General features: G+C 67.7%; 21 protein-coding genes. 9 read left to right on the plus strand and 12 right to left on the minus strand.

Annotated features, from left to right (window positions below; translation table 11 throughout):
- Positions 1-6: 6 nt before the first annotated feature.
- Genes GNX95_RS34065 through GNX95_RS34080 form a run of 4 tightly spaced genes read right to left on the minus strand, consistent with a single transcriptional unit; the run spans position 7 to position 4,833 of the window.
- Positions 7-1,455 carry an aldehyde dehydrogenase (NADP(+)) gene (locus GNX95_RS34065; RefSeq protein ID WP_163511747.1) on the minus strand — a complete coding sequence of 483 codons (1,449 nt, stop codon included), beginning with the start codon at positions 1,453-1,455 and terminating at the stop codon, positions 7-9.
- A complete protein-coding gene (locus GNX95_RS34070; RefSeq protein WP_163511748.1) occupies positions 1,452-2,624 on the minus strand; it encodes a hypothetical protein in 1,173 nt (390 codons plus the stop codon). The genes GNX95_RS34065 and GNX95_RS34070 overlap by 4 nt, the downstream gene beginning before the upstream one ends.
- A gap of 2 nt (positions 2,625-2,626) precedes the next feature.
- Positions 2,627-3,883: a glucarate dehydratase family protein gene (locus GNX95_RS34075; protein ID WP_163511749.1), complete on the minus strand. Its 1,257-nt coding sequence runs from the start codon at positions 3,881-3,883 to the stop codon at positions 2,627-2,629.
- Positions 3,883-4,833 carry a 5-dehydro-4-deoxyglucarate dehydratase gene (locus GNX95_RS34080; protein ID WP_163511750.1) on the minus strand — a complete coding sequence of 317 codons (951 nt, stop codon included), beginning with the start codon at positions 4,831-4,833 and terminating at the stop codon, positions 3,883-3,885. Before GNX95_RS34080 ends, GNX95_RS34075 begins: the two co-directional genes overlap by 1 nt.
- Positions 4,834-4,937: 104 nt before the next feature.
- On the opposite strand from GNX95_RS34080, the gene GNX95_RS34085 reads away from it, so the two are divergent.
- Positions 4,938-5,729, plus strand: a complete 792-nt coding sequence (locus GNX95_RS34085) for an IclR family transcriptional regulator (protein ID WP_163511751.1) — start codon at positions 4,938-4,940, stop codon at positions 5,727-5,729.
- A gap of 20 nt (positions 5,730-5,749) precedes the next feature.
- Positions 5,750-6,547, plus strand: coding sequence for an NAD-dependent epimerase/dehydratase family protein (locus GNX95_RS34090; RefSeq protein ID WP_222854121.1), 798 nt, complete (start codon positions 5,750-5,752; stop codon positions 6,545-6,547).
- A gap of 53 nt (positions 6,548-6,600) precedes the next feature.
- Here the strand turns inward: GNX95_RS34090 and GNX95_RS34095 are convergent, their stop codons facing one another.
- Together GNX95_RS34095 and GNX95_RS34100 are read right to left on the minus strand one after the other, a co-directional pair.
- Complete coding sequence (locus GNX95_RS34095) at positions 6,601-6,813, minus strand: hypothetical protein (RefSeq protein WP_163511753.1); 213 nt, start codon at positions 6,811-6,813, stop codon at positions 6,601-6,603.
- Positions 6,814-6,862: 49 nt separating this feature from the next.
- Positions 6,863-8,251, minus strand: a complete 1,389-nt coding sequence (locus GNX95_RS34100) for an MFS transporter (protein ID WP_246281846.1) — start codon at positions 8,249-8,251, stop codon at positions 6,863-6,865.
- 117 nt (positions 8,252-8,368) lie between these two features.
- On the opposite strand from GNX95_RS34100, the gene GNX95_RS34105 reads away from it, so the two are divergent.
- The 5 genes from GNX95_RS34105 (at position 8,369) to GNX95_RS34125 (ending at position 13,361) form a co-directional block, all read left to right on the plus strand.
- Positions 8,369-8,902 carry a TetR/AcrR family transcriptional regulator gene (locus GNX95_RS34105; RefSeq protein ID WP_163511754.1) on the plus strand — a complete coding sequence of 178 codons (534 nt, stop codon included), beginning with the start codon at positions 8,369-8,371 and terminating at the stop codon, positions 8,900-8,902.
- Between the two features lie 247 nt (positions 8,903-9,149).
- The gene (locus GNX95_RS34110) at positions 9,150-9,521 is read left to right on the plus strand and encodes a YciI family protein (protein WP_163511755.1); all 372 of its coding nucleotides are present in this window, start codon (positions 9,150-9,152) and stop codon (positions 9,519-9,521) included.
- Positions 9,518-10,729 (plus strand): RNA polymerase sigma factor, encoded by a 1,212-nt coding sequence (locus GNX95_RS34115; RefSeq protein WP_163511756.1) that lies wholly within the window; start codon positions 9,518-9,520, stop codon positions 10,727-10,729. Before GNX95_RS34110 ends, GNX95_RS34115 begins: the two co-directional genes overlap by 4 nt.
- 122 nt (positions 10,730-10,851) lie before the next feature.
- Positions 10,852-11,640, plus strand: coding sequence for a GH25 family lysozyme (locus GNX95_RS34120; RefSeq protein WP_163511757.1), 789 nt, complete (start codon positions 10,852-10,854; stop codon positions 11,638-11,640).
- Positions 11,641-11,732: 92 nt separating this feature from the next.
- A complete protein-coding gene (locus GNX95_RS34125; protein ID WP_163511758.1) occupies positions 11,733-13,361 on the plus strand; it encodes a class I SAM-dependent methyltransferase in 1,629 nt (542 codons plus the stop codon).
- Positions 13,362-13,365: 4 nt separating this feature from the next.
- Here GNX95_RS34125 and GNX95_RS34130 read toward each other — a convergent pair whose 3' ends face one another.
- The 3 genes from GNX95_RS34130 to GNX95_RS34140 all read right to left on the minus strand — a co-directional run bounded on the left by GNX95_RS34130 (position 13,366) and on the right by GNX95_RS34140 (position 16,885).
- Entirely contained in the window at positions 13,366-15,702 is a 2,337-nt protein-coding gene (locus tag GNX95_RS34130; RefSeq protein WP_163511759.1) for a TPR repeat domain-containing protein, read from the minus strand.
- A 36-nt stretch (positions 15,703-15,738) separates the two neighbouring features.
- Positions 15,739-16,074 carry a hypothetical protein gene (locus GNX95_RS34135; RefSeq protein WP_163511760.1) on the minus strand — a complete coding sequence of 112 codons (336 nt, stop codon included), beginning with the start codon at positions 16,072-16,074 and terminating at the stop codon, positions 15,739-15,741.
- 205 nt (positions 16,075-16,279) lie between these two features.
- Positions 16,280-16,885, minus strand: a complete 606-nt coding sequence (locus GNX95_RS34140) for an HAD-IA family hydrolase (protein WP_163511761.1) — start codon at positions 16,883-16,885, stop codon at positions 16,280-16,282.
- A gap of 35 nt (positions 16,886-16,920) precedes the next feature.
- Between GNX95_RS34140 and GNX95_RS34145 the strand changes: the two genes are divergently transcribed.
- Positions 16,921-17,964 carry an ROK family transcriptional regulator gene (locus GNX95_RS34145; RefSeq protein ID WP_163511762.1) on the plus strand — a complete coding sequence of 348 codons (1,044 nt, stop codon included), beginning with the start codon at positions 16,921-16,923 and terminating at the stop codon, positions 17,962-17,964.
- Positions 17,933-19,024 (plus strand): epoxide hydrolase family protein, encoded by a 1,092-nt coding sequence (locus tag GNX95_RS34150; RefSeq protein ID WP_163511763.1) that lies wholly within the window; start codon positions 17,933-17,935, stop codon positions 19,022-19,024. The genes GNX95_RS34145 and GNX95_RS34150 overlap by 32 nt, the downstream gene beginning before the upstream one ends.
- A 102-nt stretch (positions 19,025-19,126) precedes the next feature.
- On the opposite strand, the gene GNX95_RS34155 is transcribed toward GNX95_RS34150, so the two are convergent.
- The 3 genes from GNX95_RS34155 to GNX95_RS34165 all read right to left on the minus strand — a co-directional run bounded on the left by GNX95_RS34155 (position 19,127) and on the right by GNX95_RS34165 (position 21,396).
- Complete coding sequence (locus GNX95_RS34155; RefSeq protein ID WP_163511764.1) at positions 19,127-19,705, minus strand: HNH endonuclease signature motif containing protein; 579 nt, start codon at positions 19,703-19,705, stop codon at positions 19,127-19,129.
- 36 nt (positions 19,706-19,741) lie between these two features.
- Complete coding sequence (locus GNX95_RS34160) at positions 19,742-20,077, minus strand: hypothetical protein (RefSeq protein ID WP_163511765.1); 336 nt, start codon at positions 20,075-20,077, stop codon at positions 19,742-19,744.
- 335 nt (positions 20,078-20,412) lie between these two features.
- Positions 20,413-21,396, minus strand: coding sequence for a winged helix-turn-helix domain-containing protein (locus tag GNX95_RS34165; RefSeq protein WP_163511766.1), 984 nt, complete (start codon positions 21,394-21,396; stop codon positions 20,413-20,415).
- Between the last annotated feature and the right edge of the window lie 46 nt (positions 21,397-21,442).

Raw genomic sequence — 21,442 nt, forward strand, 5'->3', positions numbered from 1 at the left:
AACCGGCTACAACTTTCCGTCCACGCGCTGCGGAATCCGCCACGGGTTGTCGTCGCGTACGGCCGGCGGCAGGAACTGCTCCGGCACGTCCTGGTATGCGACCGGACGCAGGAAACGCTCGATCGCCGCGGTCCCCACCGACGTGGTGGTCGGCGCCGTGGTGGCTGGATATGGACCGCCGTGCTGCTGAGCCCAGGTCACCGTCACACCGGTCGGCCAGCCGTTCCACAGCACGCGGCCGGCTTTTGCCTGCAGCACGTCCAAAACCGGTCGTACGAAGTCGCCTTCGTCGGCCTCACCCTGGATGGTCGCGGTCAGGCTCGGCTCCAGGGTCTCCAGCACGCGCAACAGTTCGGCACTGTCCGCATAGGACACGACGACCGAGGCCGGACCGAAACACTCCTTGTCCAGTACGCTTTCCGAGGCGAGGAAGGTCGCGGCGTCGGTGGCGACCAGCGTCGGTCCGTAAGAGCCGGACTCGGCGTCCGGTGCGGCGTACAAAACCTCAGCCGCCTCGCGAAGTTTCTCAACGCCAGAGCCGAAACCGCTGGCGATCTTGTCGTTGAGCAGCGGTTGCGCGCTGACTCCTTCGACCGCGGCGACCAGCGTGGACTCCAGTCCGTGGCCGGCCGGCAGGAAGAGCAGTCCCGGCTTGGTGCAGAACTGGCCGGCGCCGAGCGTGAACGATCCGACATAGCCGGCGGCGATGTCCTTTCCGCGCCGCGCAACGGCTTCCGGCGTGACGACCACCGGGTTCATGCTGCCGAGCTCGCCATAGAACGGGATCGGCGTGGGTCGCGAGTTGGCGATGTCGAACAACGCGCGGCCTGCGGTCAGCGAACCGGTGAACGCGGCGGCGGTGATCCGCTCGTCGCGCAACGCCTGCACGCCGGCGTCGACACCAGTGACAAAGCCGAAAATGCCGGCCGGCGCGCCGGCACCGACCAGCGCGGTCGCGACGATCTCGGCCGTACGCGCGGCCAGGCGCGGATGGCCTGGATGTCCTTTGTGGACGACCGGGCAACCGGCAGCCAGCGCCGAGGCGGTGTCGCCGCCGGCGACGCTGAAAGCGAACGGAAAGTTGCTCGCACCGAAGACGAGCACCGGACCGATCGGCGTCAGTACGCGACGAATGTCCGGCCGCGGACCCATCCCCCAGTCCGGGTCGGCGTGGTCGATGGTGACGGCCAGAAAGCCGCCTTCGTCCAGCACACCGGCGAAAAGCCGCAGCTGGAAGGTCGTGCGCTTCAGCTCACCGGCCAGCCGTGGCGCGGCCGGCAGGTGTGTTTCCTCGGCGGCCAGTGGGACCAGCTCGCCGGCCGCCGCGTCCAGTGCGTCGGCGGCGGCGACCAGCCAGGACGCGCGTTCTTTCGGGGTGGCCGCGGCGATCGGCGCGGCCGCCTCGGCCGCGGCGGCCATGACGACCTCAAGCTCGTCAGCGGTCGTGTCGCTCATTTCTCCACCTTCGCGGTCGTGCTTCCGCGCCGTTTCGCCGCGGTGACCGCCGCACGCACGTCGTCCCATCGCGCCGGTCCGGCAAGACCCAGGTGATACAGGTGCAACTCGCCGGCACCGGCATCGCCGAGCGAGTCCACATAGGACGCGATGTCCGGCACGCGCGCGGCCGCCACCGCGGTGACGTACGCGCCAACCACGCCATTCTCCGTCACGGCCCGGTCGGCCGCTCGCACGGCGTCCAGCGCGCGCTCGCCCGGCTGCCAGGCCGGCACGACCACCGCGTCCACGTCTTTGGCTGTGTCCGGCGTCAAACCGACCAAAGCGCCGGTCGTCCACGGATCCGGATCGGCGTGCAGAGTGAGACGCAGGCCACTGGGCAGCGCGTCGACGACCGCCTGTCGCAGCTCGTCCACGTGCTTCTGCCGTTTACGCAGCACCATTTCGCTGAGCTGAACGCAAAGCCGGTCGGTGGTGACGGTGACATCGCCGAGCGCGACCAGCCGCAGCACCTCGTCGCGGATCTCGGCGCGTACGGCCGCCGGATCGCGCCCCTCGTCCTGCCAGGCCGCGGCACACCCGGCGCAGCAACAGATCGACATCAGCCGAGCCGCTGCCGGCGACCAGATCGCGTCGGTCTTTTCGTGCCTGGACTGGTGAACCGCGCCGAGCTGGCCACATGCCTCCAGGATCACGCCGGCCAGCTCCAGGCCATCGACACATTCGACGGCAAGTGTGGCGGCGTAATCCACCACTTCCGGGCGGGACGGACACAAACCCCAGGGATACGTCTCGCCGAAACAGTTGGTGACAGCGAAATCCGGGATGCTTTCGCCGAGCTGCGAGTTGTGCGTGAGGACGATCCACGCGTCCACTGTCACACCGGAGAGCGCACGGATCGCCGCTCCGGCACTGTCTTCCTGGCCGGTCCAGGTCGCCGCCGCCGGCCGCAACCGCCGGTTGCGCCACACCTTTTCGCGCACCGGCCGGTAGATCGCCGACGTACGCGCCGCGACCGCCGTCCGGTCGCGCTGCCATGGCGTGCCGGCGCGAGCGCTGTGGTACGCGGCCGCGACCGCCACCCGGTCGACGCCGAGATCGGCCACTCTGCTGGAAAACCCGGGATCGTCCGTGACGTCCCAGCTGTAGGCGTATCCGGTCGTACGCATGCCTACCACCGCGCGATGTTCGGCTGGAAGTCCGGCACATAGCGGCGCATGTACGTCGCGTCGTCACGCCTTTTCAGGCCGCACGACAGGTAGTTTTCGTGCAGCCGCGCCAACGCGTCGTGGTCGAGCTCGACACCGAGGCCGGGTTTGTCCGGCACCGCGACGGCTCCGCCTTCAAAGGAGAGCACGCCCGGCACGATCACGTCCTCGGTCTTCCACGGCCAGTGCGTGTCGCACGCGTAGGTCAGGTGGCCGGTCGCGCCGGCCAGGTGCACCATCGCGGCCAGGCTGATGCCCAGATGACTGTTGGAATGCATGGAAAGTCCCATGCCGAAGGTCTCGCACAGCGTCGCCAGCGAGCCACTGAGCCGCAGGCCACCCCAGAAATGATGGTCGGACAGGATGACGCCGACGGCTTTCGCGGCGACCGCGGGTGGAATGTGCGCGAACTCGACCACACACATATTCGTCGCCAGCGGCATCGAAGCGTACGCGGCCACCCGCGCCATTCCGTCGATGCCCGGCGTCGGGTCCTCCAGGTATTCCAGGACTCCGTCGAGCTCCTTGGCGACCCACTGGCCGGTCGCCGGTGTCCACGCACCGTTTGGGTCGATCCGCAAGGGCAAACCCGGAAAAGCATCGCGCAACGCGTGGATGGCGGCGACCTCCTCTGCCGGCGCGAACACACCACCTTTGAGTTTGATGGACGAAAAACCGTACTCGTCGATCATCCTGCGCGCGGAGCCAACGACCGTCTCCGGTGTGTCGATCGCACCCCACTCGTCTGGCCGCAAGCCCTGGTGCGCGGCATATTTGTAGAACAGGTAGGCGGAAAACTCGACGCGGTCGCGGACTTTTCCGCCGAGCAGATCGACGACCGGCACGCCGAGAAAGCGACCCTGCGCGTCGAGCATCGCGACCTCGAAGAAAGAGAAGACCGTCTGCAGCGTCTTGCTCGCCGACACACCGCCGGTCAGGCCGTGCCGGTCAGCGTAGATGCCGCCACCGACCACCTCGGTCGCGATCCGCCGCACCGCCGGCAGGTCGAAGATCTCCACGCCGACCAGCCGCTCGGCGACTTTCCGCGCCAGCGCGAGCAAATCCTCGTCACCGTAGGACTCGCCGAGGCCGACCAGCCCGTCGTCGCAGACCAGCTGGAGCACGCTGCGCAGCGCGTACGGCTCGTGTACGCCGGTCACGTTCAACAGTGGCGGATCGGCGAAAGCGACCGGCGTGATGATGACATCGCGGATCCTCATCAGACGAGCGCCAACCCCTTCTCCAGCAGCACGGCCAACTGGTCGACCTGCGCCGGCGTCGGGTCGACCAGCGGTGGGCGTACGCCGCCGACCTTGCTGCCACGCAACACGGCCGCGGCTTTCACCAGAGCCACCGCAAAACCCGGTGTGGTGTCGCGCAACGCCACCAACGGCAGATAGAACTCGGCGAGCAGTCTGTCCACAGTGGACGTTTGGTCGGCGAGCAGCGCGTCGCGGAAGGCGTGCGCGATCGTCGGCGCGAAGCTGTGCACCGCCGACGAATAGAGCTCGACACCGATCGCGCGATATGCGCGCGCGGACATCTCGGCGGTCGGAAGCCCATTGAGAAAGCCAAAACCAGCCGCGCGATCGTGACCACTCGTGCGTACGGTCGTGACGATCTTCGACATCAACTCGACATCGCCGTAACCGTCCTTGAGGCCGACCACGGACGGCACGTCGAGCAGCTCGACGGCGGCTGATGGCGTGAAAACGGCCGTGCCGCGGTGATAGACGACCGTCGGCACCGCCGCGTCGGCGGTCGCGTAACGGACGTAGTCGAGCGTGCCGGCTGGCGGACCGGTCACCAGATAGGGCGGCATCAGCAGGACGCCGTCGGCGCCGCGCTCAGCCGCGACGCGTACGCACGCACGCGCACCAGCCGCCCCACCGCCGGCACCGAGCCACACCGGCAGCCGCCCGGCCGCCACGTCGACCGCGCGCCGCGCGACCGCGGACAGCTCGTCGAGCGACAGCGAGCCGAACTCACCGGTGCCACATGCGACGAACACCGCGCCGGGACCGGCCGCGATCTGCGCCTCCAGGTGGTCGGCGAAAGCGTCGAGGTCCAGCTCCAGTCGCGCGTCGAAGGCGGTCAGCGGAAACGACAGGAGGCCACGTAAAGGCATGAGACTCGCTTTCCAGATCGGCTTCCCGAGCGTGATGTTCATATTTGTGAACCTGTACGCTAACATGGCAACGGTTCATATAACAGAATCGTTTCGCAAGTTAGACTGCCGCTAGCGCGATGTCAACGCAAGGGGTGCGGACTGCCATGTCAGATCAAGTCGTACAGCAAGTGTCCGAAGATCGCGGCGGCGTCAAGTCCGCGCGGCGTACGACCGACCTGCTGGAGGCCTTCGCGTCCAGTCCGGAGTGGATGTCGCTGGCCGAGCTGCACGTGTTGTCGCAGATCCCCCGCTCGAGCCTGCACGGCCTGCTGCGTACGCTCGCCGCCGCGCAGTGGATCGAGACCGACGCGACCGGCGCGAAATACCGGCTCGGCGTGCGTGCGCTGATCTGCGGCACCGCGTATCTGGACCGCGACCCGGCCGTGCCGTACGCGACCGAGGTGCTGGAGAAGCTGCGCGAGCAGACCGGCTTCACGGCGCACTACGCGCGGCGCAACGAGACCGAGGTCGTCTATCTGGAGACACGCGAGTCGCGCCGGTCGATCCACCTGATCTCTCGCGTCGGCCGCACCCTGCCGGCGTACGCGACGGCGCTGGGCAAGGCATTGCTGGCCGAGCTGACCGACGAGGAGGTCGCGCGGCTCGTACCCGAGTCGCTGCCGGCGATGACCACCAACACGATCACCTCGCGGCAGGCGCTGCTCGAGCAGCTCGCGCACGTACGCCAGAGCGGCTATGCCTCCGAGATCGAGGAGGGGACGCTCGGGGTGCGTTGTGTCGGCGCCGCGGTGAAATACCGGATCCCGGCGACCGACGCGCTGTCCTGCTCGATGCCGTCGTCGGTGTCCGACGCCGACGCGGCCGGCGTCGGCGAGCTGCTGGTGGCCGCCGCGTCCGAGCTCGGCAACCAGCTGCAGCGTGCCGGCATCCGTTGACAACAGAGAGGACACCAGCCTTGCGCGTACTCATCACCGGTGCGGCCGGCGGCATCGGCCGGCTGATCCGGTCACGGCTCCGGCGGGACGGCCGTGAGCTGCGGCTTTTCGACATCGCGACGGTGGCGCCGGCCGAGGACGGCGAGCCGGTCGAGCTGCTGACCGGCTCGGTGACCGACCCGTCGGCCGTACGCGCCGCGTGCGACGGCGTCGACGCGATCATCCACCTCGGTGGCCTGAGCCGCGAGGCGCCGTGGGCGGACACGTTGGACGTCAACGTCAACGGCACGCAGGTGCTGCTTGAGGCGGCGCGCGAGGCCGGCGTGCGGCGCGTCATCCTGGCCTCCAGCAACCACGCGGTCGGCTACCACCCCGTCACCGACAATGTGGCGGCGGACCTGGCGCCGCAGCCGGACACGTACTACGGCGTGAGCAAGGCGGCGATCGAGGCGCTCGGCGCGTTGTACGCGCACCGGTTCGGCATGGACGTGATCTGCGTGCGTATCGGCATGTGCTTTCCCAAGCCGATGGGCGTACGCGGGCTGGCGCTGTGGCTGTCGCCGGACGACTGCGGCCGGCTGCTGGAGGCGTGTCTTTCCGCACCGTCGCCGGGATATCGGCTGGTCTGGGGCGTCTCGCGCAACACCCGCGGCTATGTGTCGCTGGCCGAGGCCGAGGCGCTCGGTTACAAGTCGCAGGACGACTCGGAGGTCTTCGCCGCGGAGATCCTGGCCAGCGACACCGCCGCGCATCCGGAGAACGAGGTCATCGGCGGTGGCTTCACCATCACCCCCCTCGGCGAGGCCAACCCGCTGTAGTGCACGCATGGCCACCATGCGTGCGTTGGACGCACGTATGGTGGCCATGCGACCTACTCGGCGGCGGGGATCTCGTCGAAGACCTCGACGGTCCACTCGACCGAGTACGTGTCCTCCTCCTCGGCGCGCTCGGCGTTGCGCAGGATCACCCCGAAGCCGAGCCGCTCGGCGGCGCGTACCAGCTCGAGCGCCTCGTCGATGCTCATCGCCTCGTACGTGCGGACGACAGCGGTCTCGGTGGTCTCCGGGTCCTGAACGGCAGTCATGCAAACCTCCTGATGGCGGCAACGGCGCGAGTGATCCTGCCACGCCGGCTCAGCCCGCCGTACGGGCCCCCTTTGGCTTGGTTGACCGGAAAGTAACCGCCATCACGAAGGCCACCGCGACCGCTCCGGCGGCCACCGCGAAGGCGCGGCCCATGCCGCCGACGAACGTGCCGGCGGTGCCGGCGACGGTGACCGCCACCGCGAGACCGAGCGTGCCGCCGACCTGCTGCATGGTCTGGATGGTGCCGCCGGCGGCACCGGCGTCGGCGGCTGGCGCGGTGGTCATGACGACCACGTTCATCGGCGGAAACGCCGTACCGCCGCCGATCCCCATCAGCAGCAGCGGTCCGAGCAGGCCGGTCAGATAACCGCTGCCGGCGGACAGCTGCGTCAGCCACAGTACGCCGGCGGCCATCAGGGTGAGGCCGGTCAGCGCCATCGGCTTGGGACCGAAGCGCGGCAGCAACCGCGGCACCAGCCGCGCCATGGTGAACATGCCGGCCGCCATCGGCAGGAACGCCAGGCCGGTGACCAGCGGACTGAGCCGCAGCACGTCCTGCAGGAACTGGGTCAGGAAGAAGAACATCGAGATCATCCCCATCGCGCCGAAGAAGACGCTCGCGTACGCGGCCGCGCGGTCGCGGTCGGCGAACAGCCGCAGCGGCAGCAACGGCTGGCGCAGCCGCGCTTCCAACGCGACGAACGCGCAGATCAGGACGACGCCGAGCAGCAGAACCGGCGCGGCCGCGGCCCAGCCACCGGACGCGACCTCGATGCAGCCGTAGACCAGCGCGCCGACGCCGGCGGTGGCGAGCAACGCTCCAGGGAAGTCCAACCGTGCGTGGCCACCGCGCGGCACCACCGGTACGAACCGCAGCGCCAGCACGGCGATCGCCAGGCCGACCGGCACGTTGATGAACAGCACGGCGCGCCAGCTGAACCACTCGGTGAGTACGCCACCGACGATCATGCCGACGGCCAGGCCCGCGCTCGCGATCATCGACAGCGTCGCCAACGCGCGTACGCGTGCCTTCGGCTCGCTGAAGGTCGTGGTGATCAACGCGAGCGTGCTGGGACCGGCCATCGCGGCGGCGAGGCCCTGCACGATCCGCGCCACGATCAGCACGGTCGCGCTGGTGGCGAGGCCACCGGCCAGCGACGCGAGCGTGAAGAGCGCGACGCCGGTGACGAAGACCCCGCGCCGGCCGAACACGTCGCCGGACCGGCCGCCGAGCAGCAGCAGACAGCCGAAGACCAGCGTGTACGCGTTCAGGACCCAGGACAGACCGGCCGGCGTGAAGTGCAGCTCGGCCTGGATGTGCGGCAGCGCGACGTTCATCACGGTCGCGTCGACGATCAGCATCAACTGGCAGCTCACCAGCACCGCGAGTGCCAGGCTCGGACGCCGTACGACCGGCGCCGCGACGGTTGTGACCACAGACGATCCCCTTAAATGGAGAGTTTCTCCGCTTCCTTCTCGGGTAGCATATGGAGAACGTCTCCAGATACGCAAGGCTAACCGGAGATATTCTCCATTTCAACGGGGAGAGGTCCGATGCGAGCCGACGCACGCCGCAACTACGAACACATCGTGGAGGTCGCGCGCGCCGCGTTCACCGAGCACGGCGTCGACGTGCCGCTCGACGACATCACCAAGCGCGCGAAGGTCGGCGCCGGCACGCTCTATCGGCACTTTCCGACCCGCGAGGCACTCATCGAGGCGGTGTTCCGCAGCGAGATGACCGCGATGAGCGAGCGCGCGTACGAGCTGCTGGAGACGCGGCCGCCGTTCGAGGCGCTGGAGGAGTGGCTGCGCCTGCAGCTGCGGTTCGTGGAGCACAAGCGCGGGCTGGGGCTCGCGCTGCGCGCGATGGACCAGGGCGCGGAGACCTTCGCGTACTGCAAGAAGCTGATGACCGAGGCAGTCTCGGCGATCGTCGACCGGGCCAGGCAGGACGGCGTCATCCGCGCCGACGTACGGCCGGGCGACATCCTGCGGCTGCTGCACGGCATCGCGCTGGCCTCCGAGGCCGACCCCAGCTCGGCCGAGCGGCTGCTGGCGATCATGCTCGCCGGCATCCGAGCGTGACGCCACGCTCGGATGCCGCTCTATGGGCGAACCGCCGGTTCGGTGGAATGAGCGGTCACGCCAGTCAATCTCCCGCGTCGTAGGCCCGAGGGCGTCACCAGAACTGACGACTTCCCGGTCCGGGTCGGGCGAGCGCCGAAAACTCGTGCCAAAGTTTCCTACCGGCGGATGTCAAGACCACCACGGCGGCTCCGACCAACGGTCGAACCGAGCCCAACCGGGGCCGGCGTGGCACGAGGAGTACGAGATGAAGTTCATCATCAGCATGCACATCAACCCGGCCGTCCTGGACGCGCTCACCAAGGAGGAGATGGACGCCATCGGCGCCGGCCACGGCGCGTTCATCGAGGAGATCAAGGCCTCCGGCGAGCTGATCGTCACGCAGGCGCTGGTCGACCCGTCGCAGGCGGCGGTCGTCCGCGTACGCAACGGCCAGCCGGTCGTCACCGACGGTCCTTTCCTGGAGGCGAAGGAATATCTCGGCGGCTTCTACCTGGTGGACGTGGAGAGCAAGGAGCGGGCGATCGAGCTGGCCGCGAAGATCCCGGACACCGCGGTCGAGGGCCTGGGGGTCGAGGTGCGGCAGGTCATGTTCTCTGACGGACTATTGGAGGCATGACAGAGCACGCCATCGAGGACCTGCTGCGTGAGCTCACGCCGCAGGTCCTCGGCGCGTTGGTGCGCCGGCACGGGCAGTTCGAGGAGTGCGAGGACGCCGTACAGGAGGCCGTGCTGGCCGCGTCCGTGCAGTGGCCGGCCGACGGCCTGCCGGCCAATCCGCGCGGCTGGCTGGTGACGGTCGCGTCGCGGCGGCTGATCGACCAGATGCGCAGCGAGCACGCCCGGCGCGAGCGCGAGACCTCGGTCGCGACGGAGGTCGCGCCCGAGGACGTGCCGGACACCGACGACACGCTCGTCCTGCTGTTCATGTGCTGCCATCCGACGCTGACCGGCGCGTCGCAGACGGCGCTGACGCTGCGCGCGGTCGGCGGCCTGACAACGGCCGAGATCGCGCGCGCGTTCCTGGTGCCGGAGGCCACCATGGCCGCGCGGATCAGCCGCGCCAAGCAAAAGATCAAGGCCGCCGGCAGTACGTTCGGGCTGCCCGCCGGCGAGGAACGTGAGGAGCGGCTGCGGGTCGTCCTGCACGTGCTCTACCTGATCTTCAACGAGGGTTACACGGCCTCCTCCGGCGCCGAGCTGCACCGCGCCGACCTGGCGCGCGAGGCGATCCGGCTGGCCAGGATGGTGCACCAGCAGCTGCCGGACGATTCCGAGGTCGCCGGCCTGTTGGCGCTGATGCTGCTGACCGACGCTCGCCGCGAGGCGCGGACGACCGCCACCGGCGACCTCGTACCGCTGGACGAGCAGGACCGTACGAGGTGGGACCGCGCGCTGATCGAGGAAGGCACCAAGCTGGTCTCGGCGTCGCTGGCCGGACCGGCGCTCGGGCCGTACCAGCTGCAGGCCGCCATCGCCGCCACGCACGCGGACGCCCCCACCGCCGCGGAGACCAACTGGTCGCAGGTGCACGCGCTTTACCTGATCCTGGAACGGATCGCACCCAACCCGATGGTGACGTTGAACCGGGCGGTCGCTCTCGCCGAGCTGAAGGGGCCGGACGCCGGACTGGCCTTGCTGTCCACATTGGACGATGACGAGCGGATGGCCGGCCATCACCGGTTGTTGTCCGTACGCGCGCATCTGCTGGAGAAAGCCGGCGACGCGACGGGTGCGTACGACCACTACCGGCTCGCCGCGAAGGCGACCGCGAGCCTCGCCGAGCGGCGGTATCTGGAGTCGCGCGCCGACCGGGTCAAGCGGTAGTTGTTTCCCTTTTATCCTTTATCACGTTGCATTTCCTCATCAACCTGAGACCGAAAGGTCTGGTTGCCGGTTATTTCCGCAGGTAGTTTCCCCGGCGGGGATTTCCGAGAGAGGGAGGGAAAATGAAGGGAACTTTCGCCCGATGCGGCGTGCTGGCGGCCGGACTCGCGCTGCTGTTCACCGCGGCGCAGCCGGCCTCCGCGGCCGAGCGGCCAGGGCCCGGCCACGAGGGCATGGCCGGTCCGCCACCGTCCTTCACCACCGTGTCGCCGGCCGTCGCCGGCATCCCCGGCGTCGACGTGTCCAACTGGCAGGGCTCGATCAACTGGACGTCCGTGCACAACGCCGGGATCAAATGGGCCTACATCAAGGCCACCGAGGGCACGACGTACAAGGATCCGTACTTCAGCTCCAACTACACCAACGCCTATTACGCCGGCATGATCCGCGGCGCGTACCACTATGCGCAGCCTGGCGCCTCCAGTGGCGCCACGCAGGCGAACTACTTCGCCAGCAACGGGGGCGCGTGGAGCCGCGACAACCGTACGCTGCCGGGAATGCTGGACCTGGAAGGCGGCTGCGCCGGCAAGACGCAGTCGCAGATGGTGGCCTGGATCAAGGACTTCTACAACACCTACAAGTCGCGTACGACCCGGGACGTGGTCATCTACACCTCGGCCGGCTGGTGGAACAGCTGCACCGGTGGCAGCAGCGCCTTCTCCGCGCTGACGCCGCTGGACGTGGCCAGCTGGGGCGGGTCCTCACCGACCATGCCGCGCGGCTTCCCGTACTACACCATGTGGCAATACACCGACTCCGGCTCGGTCAGCGGCATCAGCGGCGCCGTCGACCGGGACACCTTCAACGGCAGCGCCGACCGCCTGCTCGCCCTGGCCAACAACACTCCGTAGCTCCGGTTTCGCCGCAACGCCTCGTTGCTGTCCTAGCAGGCTCCAGGCTCCAAGGTGACAGCAACGAGGCGTCGCGGAGTAGTTTCCCGGGTATGGCTACCGAGAAAGTGCGGCTGACCGGGGAGAAGGCGACGATGCTCGCCACGTTGTACGGCCGCGCCATCGAGACCACCTTTCCCGATCCGATCATCGTCGACCCGATGGCACTGGCCGCGGTCCGCAAGCTCGACTTCAACTTCCGGACCATCAAGCTGCGCCACGACGACCCGCACAGCATCGCGATCCGCGCCAAGCTGTTCGACGAGCTCACCACCGAGCTGCTCGCCGCACATCCGGGCGCGAGCGTGCTGCATCTGGGATGCGGCCTGGACAGTCGGGTTTTCCGCATCGACGTACCGGCCGGCACGACCTGGTTCGACGTCGACTTTCCGGAGGTCGTCGATCTGCGCAAGCAGGTCTATCCGGATCCGGACGTCGATTATCACCTGGTCGCGTCGTCGGTCACAGACCTCGCGTGGCTGGAGAAAGTGCCGGCCGACCGGCCGGTCGTGGTGGTCGCCGAAGGACTGGTGCCGTATCTGGAGGAAAAGGCGGGCATCGCGTTGTTCACCGCGATCGCCGCGCGTTTTCCGGCCGGTGAGGCGGTTTTCGACGCCTGGACCCGCACCGCGGTCAAGCTGCGCAAGCTGCAGCCGGCCGTACGACAGGCCGGCGCCGACATGGGTTGGGGCATCGACGATCCGCGCGAGCTGGAGCTGGCCATCCCCGGTTTCACCTTCGTGGACGCGCCCAACATCTTCCACCAGCTGGATGTCGAGAAGCTGTCCGCGGCGACGCGGGCCGCGGTCAGCGTGCCGTTCATCCGGAAGATGAGCCGCGTGCTGCATTACCGATTCACCCGGCCGCCGTTGTCACAGCTGGAAAAGGTCGCGCTGACCGGCGAGAAGTCGACGTTGCTGCTGACCTTGTACGCCCGTGCGCTCGACGCGGTCAGCGACCATCCGCTGCTCGGCGACCGGACCGCCCTGGACGTCCTGCAAAAACTCGACGTGGACCAGGACCGGATCCGGCTCGGCACCGGTGACGACATCGGCACGATCATCCGCGCGCGCGAGCTCGACCGGCGTACGATCGAGTTCCTGCGCGACCATCCGGACGGCACGGTGCTGCACCTGGCCTGCGGCCTGGACAGCCGCGCGCTGCGGATCGACCGGCCGGCGTCGTCGCGCTGGTTCGACGTCGACTATCCGGAGGTCGCCGACCTGCGACGCAAACTTTACCCGGAACCGTCCGGAAACTACCGGCTGATCGGCTCGTCGGTCGCCGACCACGACTTTCTCCGGGAGGTGCCGGACGACCAGCCGGTGCTCGTACTCGCCGAAGGCCTGACGCAATATCTCACCGAAGAGGTCGTCGTCGGCCTGTTCGCCGCTGCCACCCGCCGCTTCCGCAGCGGGGTGTTGTTGTTTGACGCGTGTGCGAAATGGGTCGTCAAGGTGTCCAGATACAGTCCGCCGCTGAAGCAGGCCGGCACGTCTTTCGGCTGGGGCATCGACGATCCGCACGAGCTGGAGGAACTGGTGCCAGGCATACGGTTTGCCGACGAGTGGTTTCTCGGCGACGACCCCGACCTGGCACATCGATCGGTGCTCGCCCTGTTCCTCTTCAAGCGGATCCGCGCGCTGAGCCGCTCTCTGCGGTTGCTCGAATATCGTTTCTGAAGCGTTATTTGTTCGGCGGCGCCGGAGGGTCGTAGTCGAGTCGAGGTGCGTCCGGACGGCCGTTGTTGGGGAGTTTGGCGTACGCGTCGAGGAGTCTGGCGCGGTCCGCGGACGACAGGTGGTCCTTCACGTGGTAGGTCCCGTCCGGACCGCGCTCGATCAGGTCCGGCGGCAGCAGCGCCGGATCCACCGAGTTCGCGGTCGGATGCGCGGGGTCGACCTTGAGCCCGGAGTTGACGTATTCCTCGACCCGCGTGTAGACGGCGCCGCCTTGGTCGCGCGGGATAGGCGGATCCTTCTCGGCCTCGTAATGGTCGGCCGGGTTCTCGCCTTTGACCGCGTCCTGAAGTTGGTCGGAGGTGATGTCGGTGCCACTGGCCAGGATCGGACCGACACCGGGGATGAACTGTACGACGCTGTTGGCGGCCTTGATGCCGACGGAAATGGCCTTGGACTGTGAATCGCGTTCCTGGTAGGCCTGTTCGTCGGTGAGCAGCTTGGCGTCATGAGCTTCCTGAATGGCACCGAGATAGCCGTTGTTGAGGATGTTGCGTCGATAGTTGTACTGGCCCTCACTGATGTCACCACGGGCCGCCGCGTCGCTCAGTCCCTTCTCGTACTGGCCGACCGTGTAGCCGTAATGGTCGAGGGCGTTCTTGTCCGTCGCCACGAATCCAAGGAAGCGGAGCCGGTCGTTCGCGGCGATCGACAGGCCGTGGTCGGCCGTCGTCACCTCGCCGTCCGGAGCCGGGTCGGAGAATGCCGCCAGATGCGTCTCGGCGACGTGGCCGAACGCAGCGGCGAAAGCCGGGTTTGTCTTCGTGCCGTTGAAAATCGTACGAACGGCACTGTTGGGGTCGTTGATGTCGCCGGCGGTGGAGATTTCGATCAGGCGAGCCGCGGCGGCATCGGCGAGCGGATCCGCGCGGTGTTCCTGGTTGGCCTTTTCGCTGTCCGTCCCGATCCAGTCGACCAGACCGGCGGCGGCCCTGCCGTCGTCCTTCCAGTCCAGCGTAGTGAGAGACCGAAGTGTCTGGTCGGCGTTTGGAGCGGCGATAATGTCGTAGTCGGCCTGGTGGTTGCGCGTGGCGGCACCGAGGATATTCTGCAGGTCGACCACGCCGTCGTCGCCGTCGAGGAATCCGTGAACGTCGTCGCCGTGCTCGTTGAGCGCCGTGACGATTTCGGTCGTGCGATTGATCAGGTGGTAGGAAAAGACCCGGCCACCCTCGACCGAGGGATCGGTCGCACCGAGAATGTCGGCCAGGCCTTTGAATTCCGGCCAGCGGTTGATCTGGTAGTACGTGCCGCTGCTGTAGCTGCTGTCGGTGTCCGAGGACCAGTCGACCGCGGTGACCGCCGGACCGGTGACCAGCGAGCGGATCTCCGGCGGAAGCTGGTCGAATCCGCCATGGGTGACCGGGTCGCCGGCCGTCTCCGGGTCGGCGGTGAGTTTTTCGTTGCTGAGATTGAGCAGGCTGGCTCCGAGCACGGCCTGGTCGTGCTTGGGGAGGCCGGACAGCGCCGCCAGGTTTGGTCCGAGTCCCTCCCACAGCGTGTGCAGGAAATCCAGGTCGCCGCCGGCGATGTGTTTGTTGTTCTTCAGAGCCCACGCCGCGTTCGCGTTCACCGCGTTGACCAGCCGGATCGCCTGTGCGTAGCCGGGGTCGGAAGGCCCACGCCTGATGATCGCCGCGGCCTGCTCGGCGTCGCCGCGGCCCAGCGGTGGCGGCACCGCGGGGTCACCGAACTTGTTGTATCCGATGTAGGTGGCCCACGACAGCCCACCGAGTGCCGCCAGCTGTCGCAGGTCGGCGTCGGACGGATCACGACCGAGGATGCCGGCGAAACCGTTGGCGGCGGCGACCAGATCGTCATGGTTCTTGGCCGCGCGCCGGCTGATGTCGGCCGCGACGGAGGCCTGCGCCGAGGCCAGGTTGCGGTCGTACGCCGCGTTGGCCTTCCTGTCCTGCTCGGCCGCCCCGGTCAGATGGGGCGACGGCACGCCGAATCCGTGGCCGGCCTGTGCATACCACTCCGACCACAGTCCTTGCTGCAGGTCCTTGAACCGCTGGACCTCGGTCCCCCACGAATAGGTGACGTCGTGCGCCAGGCTCAGCCGCGCGAACACGCTCTGGAAGGCCGCGAGGTTGTCGGCGGCCAGCTTTTTCAGGCCAGGAGCGACGAAGTCGGAGAAGTTGGCGGCGGCGGAGGTGATTGCCGTGTCGACGTCGTTGCCGTGTCCGACGACGGCTCCGGCGGTCTGCGCGAAGGCGGACGCCGTACCCCAAAGCTCGAAAGGGTCCGCGGCCGTGTCCGGAATACTGGGTTGGACAACCATGATCTGTGAATTCCTCGTTGACGATGTGGATGGTGCTCAGGAGGCCCGGCGAGGGCCGTTGATCGGTGGCATGATCGAGTGGGCCTGGCTGAAGCCGGCCGATGCCTGCTGATCGGTGGCGACAAGTGCGGCGGCACCGGTCTGGATGTTGAGGCCGGCATTGCCGGCCAGCGTCAACACCTTGTTCAGCCGGTCGAGGTTCTCGTCGTGGAACTTTCCGTAGGCCGCCGGAAGCCGGCCCTCCACGGCGGCCGCTTCGGCGCGGCTCGCCGCCTGAGCGAAACCACCGCGTACGCTCTGCGCGGCGTCGGCCGCGCTGGTGGCGTGTTGTCCGGCCAGGTGCACCTCATTGGGATTGCCATATACGTCCATGAGTTTTCCAAAGGCAGTCGTGAATCGGCGCCGTCGACATTACCGACGCGCCACGATCCGCCTATCCCGAAAACGTGCCAGCGACACCGGACCTGGTTGCGCCATTGGAAAACTGCAAGGTTCACGGCACCGTTCACGGCAGGATCTCGGTGACCGCTCGACCGGAAGCGGACAGCTCGCAAGGTTTTTGCAAGGTTGGCGGTGACTACGAGCCCGGCCTGAGATGGGAGATCAGGTCGCGGAGGTCGCCGATGCTGATGTCGGCCTGATAGCCGCGCAGCGCGGCGACCGTCGCGCCGGCTCGGCGGCCGGCTTCGATGCCCGGCAACGCGTCCTCGACCACCAGGCATTTTCGCGGGTCGACGCCGAGCCGCCGCGCGGCCAGCAGGAATCCTTCCGGGTCTGGCTTTCCGGCGCGTACGTCATCAGCCGTGACCAACAGCTTCGGCGCGATGCCGGCGGCCTGCAGCCGTGCCGCCGCGAGTCCGTTGTCGGCACCGGTGACGATGGCCCATGGGATGTCCAGCGCTGCCAACAACTCGTGCGCGCCTGGCGCGGCCGTCGTGCTCGCCACCTCGTCCGCTTCCCAGCCGTTGAGCTCGCGTGCCTGCGCAGCGACCGTCTCCTCGTCCAGCTCCGGCAGCAGCTCGCGGATCGTGACGCTGGCCCACCTGCCGTGCGCCACGCGTAACACCTGCTCGGCCGGCAGCCGGTGCAGCGCGGCCCAACGCCGCCACGCGTTCTCGACCGCGGCGTCGGAGTCGACCAGGGTGCCGTCCATGTCGAAGAGTACGGCGGCGACATCGCTCATGGGTCTATTATCCTCGTCAGGCGAGGATAATAAAGATGACGGCTTACCAGGCACAGGCGTTGCGTTACCAGGGTGCGTTGGCGGTGTTGCGTCACGTACACGCGCATCCTGGCGTTTCGCGCGCGGAGATGGCGCGTGCGCTGGAGCTGAGCAGCGGTTCCGCGACCGAGATCACAACGCGTCTCAAGGCGGACAGCCTGCTCGCCGAGGACGCGCCGGCGCCGACCGGTGGCCGCGGCCGGCCGTCGCCGCGGCTGGTGGCGCATCCGCACGGCCCGCTGGCCTGCCTGGTCGACATCGGATACGACCGGTGGCGGGTCGCGGTCGCCGAGCTTGGCGGTCGCACGACCGAGTGCGCCTCCGCGCCGCTCCAGCGTCGGGATCCGGCCGCCGCCATCTCCGCCGTGGCAGCCAAAACCACCGCCGCGCGGCGACGTTTTGGCGGGCGGATCCGGGCGGTGTCGGTCGCGGTCGCCGCCACCGTACGCGGTGACCGCATCGTCCAGGGGTCGTCTTTCGGCTGGCGGGATGTGTCTCTGTCGCCACTGCGGTCGCGCGGATTGCCTTTGCTGGTAGGAAACGACGCCACACTGGCCGGCATGGCCGAGGCTCGGCGAGGTGCCGGTGCGGGCGTACGCAGGCTGCTGCACATCGCCGTCGAGGCCGGTGTCGGCGGCGCGCTGGTCGTCGATGGGATGCCGGTCAACGACGGCGAGTTTGGCCATCTCCCGTTCGGCGATCCGGCACGTCGGTGTCCCTGCGGGGCTTACGGTTGCTGGGAACGTGAGGTCACCGGCGCAGGAGCGGCACGTGCGCTCGGCCGCGGCCTCGGCGGCCTGGTCAACGCGCTCGATCCGGACGCCGTGACACTCTCCGGCCCGGACCTGGTGGGAAAAGAGCTGCGGTCGAGCTATCGGTCCGGCCTGATGCGCTTCTATCGCAAGGATCCGCCGCCACTCATCGCGTCTTCTCTCGGTGCGGACGGCCGGCTGGTCGGCGCGGCCGAGGTGGCCTTCGACAACATCCTGACCGTGGAAGGGATCGCACATGCGACCGTTTCGGATCGCCTTTCCCGATGAGGCGTTGACCGATCTGCGCGACCGCCTGGCGCGTACTCGGTGGCCGGCGCAACTCGATGTCGGCTGGTCCCGTGGTGTGCCAGTCGACTATCTGCGTGGTGTGGTGGATTATTGGCTGCACAGCTATGACTGGCGGCGATGGGAAGCGCGACTCATCGAGTTTCCTCAGTATCTGACCGAGATCGACGGCCAGACGATCCACTTCCTGCACGTACGATCAAAGGATCCATCCGCGCTGCCGTTGCTGGTGACGCATGGCTGGCCAGGTTCTTTCGTCGAGCTGGTGAAAATCATCGAGCCGCTGGCCGAGTCGTTCCACGTCGTCGTGCCATCCGTGCCAGGTTTCGGCTTCTCCACGCCGCTTTCCGAGCCGGGCTGGAACCACCACCGGATCGCGCTGGCGTGGGCCGAGCTGATGCGGCGGCTCGGCTATTCCCGTTATGGCACGCAGGGCGGCGACACCGGCTCGGTCGTGTCACCGGAGGTCGGCCGCGTCGATCCCGACCACGTCGTCGGCGTCCATATCAACGGCGGCCTGGCCTTTCCGTCCGGCGACCTCACCGACCTGGAGCGCGAGCGGCTGGCTTTCGCGTACGAGATCAAGGAAACCGGCACCGGATATGCCGACCTCCAGAGCACGCGCCCGCACACCCTGAGCTTCGCGCTCAACGACTCGCCGGTCGGTCAACTGGCCTGGATCATCGAGAAGTTCCGGGAGTGGACCGATCCGGCTCGCGAGCTGCCGGAAGACGCGGTCGATCTTGACCTGCTGCTGACCAATGTCACGCTCTATTGGCTGACTGGCACGGGTGCGACCTCCGCGCATCTCTATTATGAGACGCGGATCGACAATCCGGACCTGTCACCGTCGGGCGTACCGACCGCGGTCGCCATTTTTCCCACCGATCCGGCGATCCGCCGGCTGGTGGAGCGCGAACACAACGTCGTACGCTGGACCGAATTCGACCGCGGTGGTCATTTCGCTGCCCTGGAGGCCCCGGATCTCCTCGTCGAGGACATCCGCGCGTTCTTCGGTGCGCTCGAAACAAGCCAGTGCTGACGCTCGTCGGATGAGGTTGCGGACGATGATGGTGGCGTCGATGAGCATGCTTCGGCGTTCGGGTGCACCGGTGATGATCTCGGGCAGTTGTCCGGGTTTAGTTCAGTTGAGCAGGTGGTAAGTATTTCGTAGCGGCTTTTGTTCAATGTCCACATATCGTGGTGGAATGAACTCCGGGATGCCGTCGACCATGCGGACTTGCCAGTCGCCGTGGTGGATCTGCCGGTGGTCCGCCTCACAGAGCAGCACGCAGTTGTCGATGGAGGTTTTTCCGCCGTCGGCCCAGTGAATCACGTGGTGGGCTCTCGTCCAGCGGACAGGCCTCGTGCAGCCGATCATCGCGCAGCCGCGTACGGTCAACATCCAACGCTTCGCTTTTCGTGCCGAGCACCAGCGGAGTGATGTCGCATCGCACGCCAACCGCCGGGCGGCTTCGGTGCTGAGGACGGTGTTTTCGTACGCGCGGACCTGGCCCAGCTTGTCCCTGAGCATCTCCCACGACAACGTGATCGTCAGATGGGGACGCTCACGGCCCTGGATCGGCAGCTTTTCACTGTCGGCGATCAAGTTCAGCGCCTCAGCCAACGCATCACCGTTGCGCTGCACGGCCGAACGCAGGTCTTTGGTTTTGCCTTTGTCGTCGGTGCGCGGCTTCGCCAGTGGCGACAGAATTTCCTGCATCAGGCTGCCGGGGCGTCCAACTGGGAGTCCGCCAACTCACCACGGGCGCATCGCCTCACCGGCATATTCCAGCTGCGGCGCCAACTTCTCACCAGTAGCCAACGCGCGGCCGCCGCAGAACGCCCGAGCGCGCCGCACACACCGACCCGCCTCAGTCGGCGAGAACTTCAGGAAATCCTCCAAGAACGCCGCCGTGTCGGCATGGCCGAACTTTGTCGCGATTGTCTGATCATCAGCGGCTTTCACCACCGCGAGAAGCGCGGCTTTGGCCGCGCGCACCGCCTGCTCGGCGAACCGCAACGCGACCGCGAACTCCTCCTTGCCCGACAGCAACGACGGATCATTCGCCGGCTGGAAGGAAGGAGTGGTCATGCCATCGATGATACCAGATCGGGTGACAGTTCCAGACCGCCGCGGTCGCGGTTTCCGTTGTGTAGCAACGTAAATCGCAGCGCACGCGGTGGACTTCAATAGCCGCCACTACTACTACGTGAGGTTGACGTTTTGGCGGTCGAATGGCCGCGACGGGGTTGGCGGTGGTTTGGTCAGGCTGGAGTGAGACCATTGATGACGGCTGCGAGATGACTTGCCGTCCCGTCCGATCGCGCAAGAAAAGCGAGTTGAGAGATCACGCGAAACAGGACTATCCGGGTAGGTACAGGCCGGCGGCCAAGGCGCGGAGCCGACCGGCCCGTCTGTCGCGATGGTCAGCTGTCGGAAGAGGCGGCCAAGGCGTCGCCGAGAGGCGTACGGCGATAAAGCACCGACCGGCCGGAGCGTGCGCGGTCCAGGAGGCCGGCGCGGCGCAGGACGGTGAGGTGGTCGCCGACAGCACCGGTGGCCAGTCTGAGGCTGCGCGCCAACTGTGTCGTGCTGGCGGGCTGCTCCAACGCGACCAGGAGCCGCGCACGCGACCGGCCGAGCAGATCCTCCAGCGCGCCGGCCTCTCGGCCGGCGGTTGGTTCCCACAGGGCGGAAATTCCGCGCGCCGGATAGATGACCGCGGCCGGCCACGGTTTCTCGTACGTCACGGCAACGGTCGGAAAGACGAACACCGACGGCACCAGCAGCAAACCGTTGCTGCCGACCGAAACGGTCGCGACCGGTGGCCGGAGGATTTCCACGCCACCTGACCGCCAGCGGATGCTGGTGTGCAGACCGTCGATCACCACGGCCCAGCCTTCGCGGCCGAGCTGACCGGCGCGAAAAACCACGTCGCGTTCGCAGATGGCACGCAGTCGCGGCCAGTCCGCGGCGAGCAGCTCGCGCCAGGCGATCTCGATCGCGGTCGCCAGCCGCTCGACGACGTCTTTGCGATTGAGTACGGCCATGGCGCGTTCCTTCGCCGGCCGGCGCTCGAGGCACAGAGCGATCTCACGGCGAGCCTGTGCCAGTGGCGTCGCGCGTACGGCCGCGAGATCGTCCTCGACGGTCTGTGCGAGGGTCGCCGGCGGCGGCGCGATGAAATCCGCGCCATAACGCGGAGGCTGCAGGGCGATCAACGCGTGAATGTCGGTTTCGTCATACAGGCGCCGAAAAACCGGGCGCAACCGAGCGTCCCATTCCGGTGGCAGCTGGTGGCGCCGGCCGGTGCCGCCGAGCACCCGCAGCAGATGCGTGAGCTCGAACAGCGGCGACAGCGCGAACCTGCTGCGTACCAGGTCGTCGGCGCCGATCTCGTAACGAATCACCGCTCCACCTTACGTCCTGAGACGTATCATTCGCCGGGCCGCCGTC

The organism is Fodinicola acaciae, from assembly GCF_010993745.1.
Lineage (GTDB): Bacteria > Actinomycetota > Actinomycetes > Mycobacteriales > HKI-0501 > Fodinicola > Fodinicola acaciae.